Below are 10,465 nucleotides of genomic sequence, written 5' to 3'. Positions count from 1 at the left end.
AGATCATGAAATTGCTCAACATCGTAGGTATCATTCAGTTGCCCCAAGAAAAAGGACGCACGCAAAAGTTCATGAAAAAGAAACAGCTGGCCAAAGCTTCGTAAGGCTTGTTTTAGATGCAACTAGGAGCAGAAGTGATTGATCACTTCTGCTCCTATCGTTTTGTATACTTGGGTAGATTGATACGTATTGATTTAGCAGTTAGTAAGTTGAAAACGCGTACTTTCTTTTGATTGCCTACGTCGATCGTCGCCGATTCAGTAAGCTACTAACGAACAGTGGTATACGCACCGAAACCTGACTTTCTTCAGGTTTCGTGTCATAGGCTCTATGAAATAGTTCTTGACTATTTTCTTTTAGCGGTGATCGATTAAGAACCTGATCACTTCATCCTACCCCTCATGGAATGGTTAGTCGTGAAGAGGCCCAGCCCGCAAGACTTAAGAGCTATCAACCAGCCGTACCTACGCGACGACACTCGTTCTGTAAAAACAGCCCGAGAGTTTATCACTTCCGGGCTGTATAAGAAAAAAGTTCAGACTATCTTATTTACGCATCTTCCGAACCAGCGTTACGATTTTTTCAATAATCGCTCCAATGACTAAGCCACCCAAGGCACTAGCCACCACTTTCGCCACCCAGGCTAATGCGGGTACGTCCGCCAGTGCGTGCTCAATGGCCTCCAGGCCGTGATGCAGTACGGGGATTCCGTGCGAAATAATCTCCGCCCCTACCCACAACATGGCCGCGGTACCAACGTACCCCAAAACGGTTAAGAAACGGGGCATAAACCGAATCAATCCAAACCCTATTTTACGAATCGCAGAAGGTCGGTTTTCCCGAGCCATGTATACGCCCAGATCATCCGCTTTCACCAGTAAGGCTACGAATCCATATACCGCTACGGTAATGAAAATCGCTACGAAAAACATAACTGCAATCTGCGTTACCAGGGGCTGATCCGATACGGTACCGTACGTAATGGCAACGATTTCTGAAGAGAGAATAAAGTCGGTTTGTACGGCTCCTTTAATCCGGGTTTTCTCCAGCTCTTCGGGTGTAATGACGCTGAGCTCATCCTCCGAATCACCGTGTGCATCGTGTGAGCTAAACATACTATGTACCTTCTCGTAGCCTTCAAAACACAGATACGCTCCCCCCAACATCAAAATGGGCGTGATGATCCAGGGAGCGAAAAAACCCAGGAGCAGGGCTACTGGCGTAAGGATGAATACCTTATTAATTAATGATTTTTTTGCGATCTGATAAATGATCGAGACTTCACGGGAGGGGTCTAGTCCTACCACGTATTTGGGGGTTACGGCGGTATCGTCAATGACGACACCCGAAACTTTCCCCGTACTTTTAGCGACTTGGGTAGGAACGTCGTCCAGGCTGGCGGCACTGGCTTTTACCAGGGCTGCAACGTCATCTAAAAGGGCTAGCAATCCAGTTGCCATTAGTGATGGTTTAAGGGTGATGAATCGTTTCGGCTTTGTACAGGACTTGTTATTAACTCGCCTCCCCGAACTCCTAGTGATTCTGTTGTTTTGGCTTAAAAGAATGGGCCTGTTTCAAAAACGCCCCTCTTTCCACAAAATGAGCCCAAGAGAAGTCGAAGCTTGTTTCCTGAATTACCGAAAGATTCGGGGCGAAGATACAGGGTAAAGTCGTATACTTATCTTGCTTTATGGGCCCTACGGCTACTTTTCGTGAAGATACGGGGGAATTTATGGTCCAGTGGTAAGTGACGGTACTTAGCTCCGTAAAGACGCTGGAGTAGAGCCTACGCTAAACGAGGAGCAGATACAGGGCTCCGGCAATCAGAGCGGCAATGAGCGTATTTAAAAAATTTACGGCATCGTTAGAGAGGTAGGCTTTTCGTTCCCAGGCAGCTCCCAGCACCGAATCCGCCAAATTGCCTAGTATTCCGGCTATCCAGACGACTCCCACCAGAAGCCCCCAGCCCTGCCCCAGGATGTACAGACCCGTTATGATCGTACTACCCCCTACACCAGCCAAGGTTCCTTCCAGGCTTATGACGCCGTCCAGCCCCCGGGTATCGGGTTTTAAGGTAAGAATATTGTAATAACTTCGACCATATATATTACCGAGTTCAGAAGCAAAGGTATCCGCCGTAGCCGAAGCAAAACTGGCGGCCAGCATGAGTTGAAAGAGTTCAGTCCGGGCGGGATAGGCCCAACTCAACAAGCCCATTAGTCCAGCTACCCCACCGTTGGCCAAGGCCTGACTGGCTTTCCGTCGCCCCTTATTCGCTTCGGCCAATCCCAGGGCTGCTTTATCACGAAACCGGAATGAGCTTACCAGCGATCCCAGTACAAAAAAGGCTCCTAGCATACTCAGCCCCATCAAACCGGCTCCCGAATAAATGGCCCAGCCCAATATACCCCCGGTCAAAGCACCCAGAACCGTTAACTTGCCAGCTTTGACGCTCAACCACATACCCACTCCTAAAAAGACAACTACGGCCCAGGCTTGTATACTCACGCTTGATGGATGATTAGTTCATACAGATTCTCAGCTCCTGGAATGGTAGACCATCCTTGGAGCTGAGCTGCAAATTGGCATCCTTGCTTCGAAAAATCAAATGGCTTTTCATTTCTTCAACCAAACGAATAGCTGGTATCTTACAGAAGAGTAGTAGTTCAAAAATTCGCCTGACCAAGTACGCCCCCCTAACCGCCGTACAGGTTTGTATCCTGGAAGCAAAAAATCCTATTGCATACCAACGAGCCAACGATTTTCGACGAACCTAAGCCACGGATTTTCTGCCTAGTTCAAGCCAATATTTATCCTTTCATTTCTACTAATGGCAGATCATTTAGCAAGTGTTTGAAGAACTCTCTTCGAGTGACATGTAAATAAATACGTTTTAATAATTTTCGTTACTAAGTAAATATTTATAAGTAAAACATGCAGCTAACTAATCTAAGTTATAAAAGTACATGTACTTAATTACACTAAATGTAGTAGCGATAGCTGTAAGCTTTATAAGACTAGTACATAAAATGGTTCATTAGTTTTTCATAGAACCTAGCGATTTCTACGAATAGGTTTTTGGATGGAAAGCAAGGCCGATTAGCGTCCTCCAGCATCGTCATTACGAATTTTACGACCCTGTTTGCCAACGGCAGTCATTTGACCAAACCGCCATTCAAAGGCTAGTCGGGCCGAACGGTTCACAAAAAAGGATTGTGACGTTGATACAAACGTGGGAGAAACCTGCCGGTACGTTTGCCGCACTCCCTGATTGAAAGGATTATTTACTCCCAACGTTAAGCTGGCTTTTTTCTCCCAGAATTCCCGTTTGAGAGCGAAGCCGTACCAATAAAAGCTTGAACCGGTTCCCTGAATATTGATCCAGCCCGAGTTAAAATTACCGTTGGCCTGAAAGGTATAGTTTTTAGGTAATTTATACGTACTATTAACATTAATATTCGCTACCGTGCCAGAATTACTCTGTTGAAGACTGGGGCTATACAGATCGACGTATCGAACGTCTATCCCTCCATTCAACGTCCAGCTCTTATTGACTTGTCCCGACAGATTTACGTTTAGTCCTAAGGACTTTCGCTGGGCAATATTTTCGGGTTTACTCACTGAAATGCCCGTATCATCCACCCTTCGAATGTACTCAATGGCATTGTTTGTCAGCCGTCCGTACAGGGCTGAATTAATTGATAAAGCCGAGGAGGTCGTTTTGCTATGTCCTAATTCTACGCCGTGGTTGAGTTCGGGTTGCAAATACGGATTACCCGTTTGCAGGTTTCTCGGGTCACTGGAATTAACCCAGGGATTCAGATTCCAAAGCTGCGGACGTTGAATGCGTTGCGTATAACTGGCCTTAAACGTATGGGTACGGAAAGTTTTTGATAGGGTAAGACTTGGAATCAGATTCGTGTACGCGTTGGCTAAGCTCGTCTTTGTGCTTAAAAAATCGCCTGAGATGGCCGTATGCTCTAGTCGTGTACCCAGGTTAAAACTTAGCTTAGATTTAGTTTCTGCCCGAAGGGCCAAATAACCCGCGTAGACGCTTTGCTGATACTTAAAATCATTGGATTGACTCGGATCCACTTCCCAAGGCGACTGTCCATTTGCCGACTGCTCGACGCGAAACTCACTACCAATATTTCGTTGAATAGCCTTTAAACCTACTTCCAGTTTCAAATTAAACGTATCCCGCCGGGTACGTAGCTGAAACGGTTGCGTATAATCGGCTTGAAGAGTATATTCTTTGTTACGGCTGTAGTTGGTACTCCGTTCCCGTGATAGTAGTTGCTCTTCCAGCGAATAGCGATCCGTATCGTAAAAATAGTTGTCGGGCATGCGGCTAAATTGCGTTAGCAGGGAGAATTCCTGGTTTGGCTTGCGAAAGGTTTTGGTATAACCCAGGTCGAATTGACTGTTCCCGTACGGATTCCGCATCCGAATGTCATTGCGAAAGGCCTGTAAGGGTCGATCGGCTCCGTCGCTAAGCTGATTAATTACCTGACTATTATTGGGATAATAACCACCCCATGCATTGGCCGAGAAGTTGATGTGATTAGTCGAATCCGGGTCGTAATCTAGACTTAATTCGCCGTTTCCTCCCGTACCCGTGTTGTCGGCTCGGCTGCTTTGTCGAAGGATATTTAACGGATTTCCATCGGCTAAAGTGGTACGTACTAGCTCGGCTTCCCGAATATTGCGGAACTGGTATCCATTGGCTGACAACGAAAAGCCGATTTTGGGCGTCTTGAGGGATAATTTTCCATTGACGCTGCGGTTCAGCGTTCCCACAGAAGCCATGACCGAACCATTGAATCCCTGCAGAGCTTTTTTGGTAATAATGTTAATTACTCCGGCCGCTCCTTCGGCGTCGTATTTGGCACCGGGACTGGTAATCACCTCTACGGAACGAATGTTATCAGCGGGCATCTGGCGGAGGGCATCGGCCAGGTTACGGGCCATCATGGCCGAAGGTTTGCCGTTGATCAGTACACGAATGTTGCTGTTGCCCCGCATTTGCACGGTACCGTCCAGATCCACACTGAGCGAAGGCACTTTACGCAGTACGTCCGCCGCGGAGCCGCCAACGTTGGAAATGTCTTTTTCGGCATTATAGACCAATCGATCTCCTTTATCCTCAATCAAGGCTTTCTGAGCGGATACGGTTACCTCACTGAGCGTTCGATTTTCCGGAATTAAGCTTAAGCTAGCCCCTATTAAGTGGGGCTGCTGGGCGGTTAGGCTAATTGAGTGACTGTATTTATGATAACCGACGGATGTCACCGTAAGCGTATACGTACCTAAAGGTACATTAGTAATCTTGAAAGTCCCTACTCCATCCGTAGTGGTACCACTCACTAAGCGAGATTGCTCATACAGAGCGATGTTCGCAAAGGGAATGACTTGCCGCGTCGTGGAATCCAGGAGCGTACCACTCAGCGTACCGGGGTGGCTGGATTGGGACAAAGCTTGCCCCAACCATAGAGCCAGTGTGGCTATGGTTAAAACGTATTTCATAGGAGGAGGATGTGAAGGTGATCGTACCAGGATTGGCCTGGATCTTAGGAAATGATTGGTTGATTTCAGGCTAAAGAGCCGGAAAAAATGAAAATGTTGCAGGCTACTGAAAAAAAGTTTAGCTCTTTTTTGAAGCTTTATTTCGGCGAGAAAAAACGAGTATTTGAATGGGTAGGCTACCTTCTTTCAAATTTCACGCCTACACGTTGGTCGCCATACGTGATGTTTGGGGATTAATCGTTAGTTTTCCAACGTGTCTTGTACGCCTATGTACGACCGCTTGCCTTTTGTTAATAAGTACAAGGCAACTCCCCTAGTCAACAAACCTATCCAGGATTTACTGATGAGTTTAGTAAAAGATATTTACTCCCCTGAATTCTTCGATCACTTTTCTGAGCTTCTGCAAGAAGTGTTACCTGACTTTGCGAAAGAAACCTTCTTACAACGCATTTTCACTCCTGCGTTCGCCGACATGGCCTGGAAAGAGCGGATGCAGCATACGAGCCATGTATTGCACGAATTCTTACCCGAAAACTTCGAAATGGCGGCTCCTTATCTACTAACCATCGTAGAAAAATTACTGAAGCAGCGACCTAGCGGGGATAGTCTGGTGTATATCTTTCTTCCCGAGTATATTGCTACTTACGGGCTTTCCGACTTTCCTACCTCTGTAGCCTTGTTTGAACGAACGACGCAGCTGATCAGTGCCGAATTTGCCGTGCGTCCTTTCCTTTTAACGTACCCGGAAGCCATGATTCAGCAAATGTCTCGCTGGTCGCAGCATCCTTCGTCCCAGGTTCGGCGATTAGCTAGTGAGGGTAGTCGTCCGCGTTTACCCTGGGGAATTGGTATTCCTGCCCTCAAAAAAGACCCCTCGCCTACGCTACCGATCCTGGAAAACCTGAAAAATGATCCTTCCGAGTCGGTTCGTCGCAGCGTAGCGAATCACCTTAACGACATCGCCAAAGATCACCCGGAAGTGGTTATGGAAATAGCTCGTCAGTGGGCGGGTCAAAGTGCTCAGACCGATGCACTGATTAAACACGCCTGCCGTACGCTTTTAAAACGGGGCTATCCGGAAGCATTAGCCCATTATGGACTGGAAAGTGAAGATTTGACTTTAACGGATGTTCAACTTTTAACAAAAGAGGTGCGTATGGGTGAATCACTAACTTTTTCATTCGTATTGACGAATCAAAAAACACGATCCCATACGGTGAGATTGGAATATGGCATTTACTTCCGTAAAGCGAATGGACAGTTGAGCCGTAAAGTATTTAAAATTAGTGAACGCCTATATCCCGCCAGCGAATCGAGTACGGTGATCCGACGGCATGCGTTCCGACCTATCACCACGCGAGTATACTACGCCGGGGAACACCAGCTTTCGATCATCGTAAATGGGGAAGAAAAATGTACGCTGCCTTTTACGTTATTTCTTTAGTACACGCTTATCGGGCAGACGGTTCAGGTTGTATTTACGACAGGAAAGTTACAAAGGCATATTAAGGCTCAAGTAATACACGAGTATTTCTCTGTAAAAAACTGTGCCTGAGTATATTACTTATGTAACTCTTCGTCCTGAGGTTCGCTTTCATTAAGCCTTTTTGGACTTAGTCCGAACCTCACCTTTCTGCGTTTTGTACCCGAGGACGGTAGCCATGTACTGAGTTTTGGAAGTCTTTACCACAATCTTTCCATTTTCAATCTCGGAATTGACTTTGACAAATTTCTCAAGCTTTTCCGGGAAAGAAAGAATTTCTTCGATCTGCTGCTGGGTAAACGTGTATTGCGTTTCAAGAAGGTTGCGGGCTACAAGATATTTGTTGGTTTCCGAAGCCTGGTAAAAACTGTCCATCTCCTCTTCAACGGCTTCGGTAGCCACATCCATGAATGATTTAATGGTGAATTCCAGTTCGAGAATTTTCTTACGGTCTTTCTTACTGGGAACGTATTCGAAGATGATATTGGCCTTATTGAACAACTCTGCTTGGGCTACTTTCAATGCCCAGCGTTGAATTTCCTTGAAATTGTAGCTATCCGGACAATTGAGCATGAATTTGAGTTTGTCTACGGAATACGTAAACACGCGTTGTCCGCGGTTGTAGTACATCATCATCAACTCATAAATTCGCTGGGAATACACCGACTCTAGCGAAAGCATGACGTCAATGCTGTATTTGGTGTATCGACTACCTAATTCAATGAATTGCGGCACTACGTTTGCCAGCATCGTGATCTCAAGCAAATTTCGACCGTCTTCATTGACCGTCCGTACCAATGGAAAAGGTACCAGCGAAGCAAAACTGGGAGCTTTGGGATTGGAGAAGTCTTCGTACAGAATCTTTTTATCCGTCAGTGATTTGGCCGCCTGGTATAGCTTTCGATAGTTATTGGACTTGGCTAATTCCGTAATGGGGATGGTAAAACGTAAGTTCTGCCCTTCCTGGTAATCTTTGACATTACGAATTTGATTGATAATCATAACCACAATTCGCTTCTCCAATTCCGAGAACTGTTGCTTTGATTCCGTAATGAAATTAGGCTGAAAGTTATTAAGGCGTTTCTGAAAACTTACCGAATTATCCATAGGTTATTCCCTCTTAGACGGAAAAGTACGGATTAAAAGTGAGACCTCTCCTTTTTTTCTCACTTTTAATTGTAAGAATTTATTTCGCGTCATACACTTCGTTAGAGGTTTGTATGACAAGGACTTACATTAATGTGGTAAATTTTACCACATTAATAGCGGGTTCTACCTTGCAATCATTTACTTGCTTCCCTAAAGCATTATAGCCTTTATTTCGGCGATAGGGAGCTCTAGTTAACTAGGATCGTTTTCAAAATGTTTATCCTAATCAAATCTGGAATCTTGATTGCAAAAGAAGGAATAAGCAAGAGCCATGGCCCGAATGCTTTCATCCCTGTTGTTCAACTTTCGTTAAGTCCACTGGTTAATTATACAGAAACAAATTCTTTTCAGTTACAGGTCACACCTATTCATAGAGCGACTCAAGTAGCATTGGCCGATGAACAAACTGAGTGTTGTAAATAGTAGAAAGCTTAGTTCTTACCACTCGACTACTAATGTGGTAAAATTTACCACATTAGTGAGAACCTCAAAAGGTGAGGTTTGGACGAAGGCTTTTTTCGAAGTGCTGACTCTGGACTTTAAGTCAGATATAGACAAAAAAATAATGTGGTAAAATCTACCACATTACGTAATTAGGTTCGCCCATGAGATGACTAGAGTTGAAGACTTGGTCAGCTTTCTTTAATGAATGGATAAACTTTAAATTGAAATGTGGTAAAATCTACCACATTTCAATTTAAAGTTTATCCAGCAGCGATTGAGCCAGATCGATGATTTCTTGATAGGTTGCTTTACTAGAACCTGTTTCTAATTGCCCAACTAATTGCTTGAGTCGAACTAATTCATTCTGAGGCTGCGAAGCCTTTGTGGGCTTTTTCTTTTTACTGAGTACCTCCTGTAGTTCTTGTACAGAAGCAATGGGCTGATCAGACGTTGGCGTATCGGCAAGTTTGACAATATCTCCCTTATTTACTTTTGACTTTCGTGAAAGAATTTCCTTTTTCAGGTCCGTCGAAGTTTTATCTAATCCTTTGGCAAATTCAGCATCCGTCCGAATGGTTTTTGGACTGACGTTGAACTGCTCCGCTAGAATTTCCTCCGTGCGTTTTCCGGCAGTTTCTCCCACGGGCCGACCGCTGTCTTTCTTGAGGGAAAGGTATTTCTGACCGCGTAAGTACGAGGTTTGCTCAGGCGTCAGGTTTCGGCGACCGAGCTGATTGTCGATCATATAGGCTCGAACTTCCTCTAGCCCTGGGAATTCCTTTAGAAGAATCCGGAAATTAATACCGTGGTTGCTACAAATCCGATAGCGGTTGTGACCATCCACGAGTACAAACAAAGAATGATTGTCATCCGTATTCCGAACGCTACTGGCGGGAGTTTCCCAAACCAGTAAGGGTTCACGGCAACCTTCCCGTAAAATATTAGCTTCAAGTTGCTTGTATTCATCGTCTAAAAGGGGCGGAATTAGCGTTTCCAGTTCAGGGATGATCGTGATCTGGTTTTTGATTAACTCCTGCTGCACCAGTGAACCACTGTCTTTTTTGATGAGATCCTTTGTACCGAACTGATTGACAATTTTCTTCATACGGATTATTTCGTTACGGGCGTGAGAAGTTCTTGGGCTAACTGCTTGTAATCCTGAGCACCGGGAGAACCGGCAGCGTAGCGGAAAATATCAACCTGTGCGTACTGAGATTCTTTCAAAGCTGCGTTCAGACGAATTTCAGTATCAAATACGCGAAAATCATGTAGATCCTGCCTAATGGTTTGGATAAGTTCCTTATGAAGGACAAGGCGACGGTCTACGCGGGTGAAAAGAATCCCTTCGATGCTTAGAAACTCGTTAAAGAACTGACGAATTTCATTAATTAATTCAAAAAGGTTATTGATGCCCTTGATGGCCGACGTTTCGGGTTCCAGCGTGACCAGAGCAGCGTTGGAGGCAATCAAGGCTGAATTCGTAAATACGTTCAACGCAGGCGGGCAATCAATGAGAATGTAGTCATATTGGGGTAGTACAGCATTCAAGGCCGTACGCAGGCGTAAAGCACCGCTAGGAGAGTGGGTAAGTTCACGTTCGTATTTAGCTAACTCCAGACTACTGGGAACCAGATCAAAATTAGGAACGATGGGGACAATGGGTAAGGATTTACCTTGCAAGAGAGCCTCGTAAAGCTGCACTTCCGGATTATCAAGTCCCAGGCTTTGGGAAAGGTTCCCTTGAGAATCAATGTCAATAACCAATACTCGGTAGCCCGCCAGTACCAAAGCACTCCCCAAGTTAATGGTGGTGGTCGTTTTACCGACACCGCCCTTGTGGTTAACGATACTAATTACCCGAGC

General features: G+C 45.3%; 7 protein-coding genes. 1 reads left to right on the top strand and 6 read right to left on the bottom strand.

Going from position 1 to position 10,465, the window contains the following annotated elements; all coding sequences use genetic code 11:
- Positions 1–545: 545 nt before the first annotated feature.
- The 3 genes from ACOJTG_RS16795 to ACOJTG_RS16785 form a co-directional block, all read right to left on the bottom strand.
- Positions 546–1,460: a DUF808 domain-containing protein gene (locus ACOJTG_RS16795; protein ID WP_420154889.1), complete on the bottom strand. Its 915-nt coding sequence runs from the start codon at positions 1,458–1,460 to the stop codon at positions 546–548.
- Positions 1,461–1,791: 331 nt separating this feature from the next.
- The gene (locus tag ACOJTG_RS16790) at positions 1,792–2,508 is read right to left on the bottom strand and encodes a DUF92 domain-containing protein (protein ID WP_420154888.1); all 717 of its coding nucleotides are present in this window, start codon (positions 2,506–2,508) and stop codon (positions 1,792–1,794) included.
- Between the two features lie 591 nt (positions 2,509–3,099).
- On the bottom strand, positions 3,100–5,526 hold the full coding sequence (locus ACOJTG_RS16785; RefSeq protein ID WP_420154887.1) for a TonB-dependent receptor domain-containing protein: 2,427 nt from the start codon (positions 5,524–5,526) through the stop codon (positions 3,100–3,102).
- Between the two features lie 268 nt (positions 5,527–5,794).
- Here ACOJTG_RS16785 and ACOJTG_RS16780 point away from each other — a divergent pair, with 268 nt between their 5' ends.
- Positions 5,795–6,970, top strand: a complete 1,176-nt coding sequence (locus tag ACOJTG_RS16780) for a DNA alkylation repair protein (protein ID WP_420154886.1) — start codon at positions 5,795–5,797, stop codon at positions 6,968–6,970.
- A 153-nt stretch (positions 6,971–7,123) separates the two neighbouring features.
- On the opposite strand, the gene ACOJTG_RS16775 is transcribed toward ACOJTG_RS16780, so the two are convergent.
- The 3 genes from ACOJTG_RS16775 to ACOJTG_RS16765 all read right to left on the bottom strand — a co-directional run.
- The gene (locus tag ACOJTG_RS16775; protein ID WP_420154885.1) at positions 7,124–8,116 is read right to left on the bottom strand and encodes a replication initiation protein; all 993 of its coding nucleotides are present in this window, start codon (positions 8,114–8,116) and stop codon (positions 7,124–7,126) included.
- 739 nt (positions 8,117–8,855) lie between these two features.
- Entirely contained in the window at positions 8,856–9,707 is an 852-nt protein-coding gene (locus ACOJTG_RS16770) for a hypothetical protein (protein WP_420154884.1), read from the bottom strand.
- Positions 9,708–9,712: 5 nt separating this feature from the next.
- On the bottom strand, positions 9,713–10,465 hold a 753-nt coding region (locus tag ACOJTG_RS16765; RefSeq protein WP_420154883.1), incomplete at its 5' end, for a ParA family protein.

The organism is Siphonobacter sp., assembly GCF_048595215.1.
Taxonomy (GTDB): Bacteria; Bacteroidota; Bacteroidia; order Cytophagales; family Spirosomataceae; genus Siphonobacter.
The sequence above is the reverse complement of the archived record's forward strand: the minus strand, read 5'-3'. Positions and strand labels throughout refer to the sequence as shown.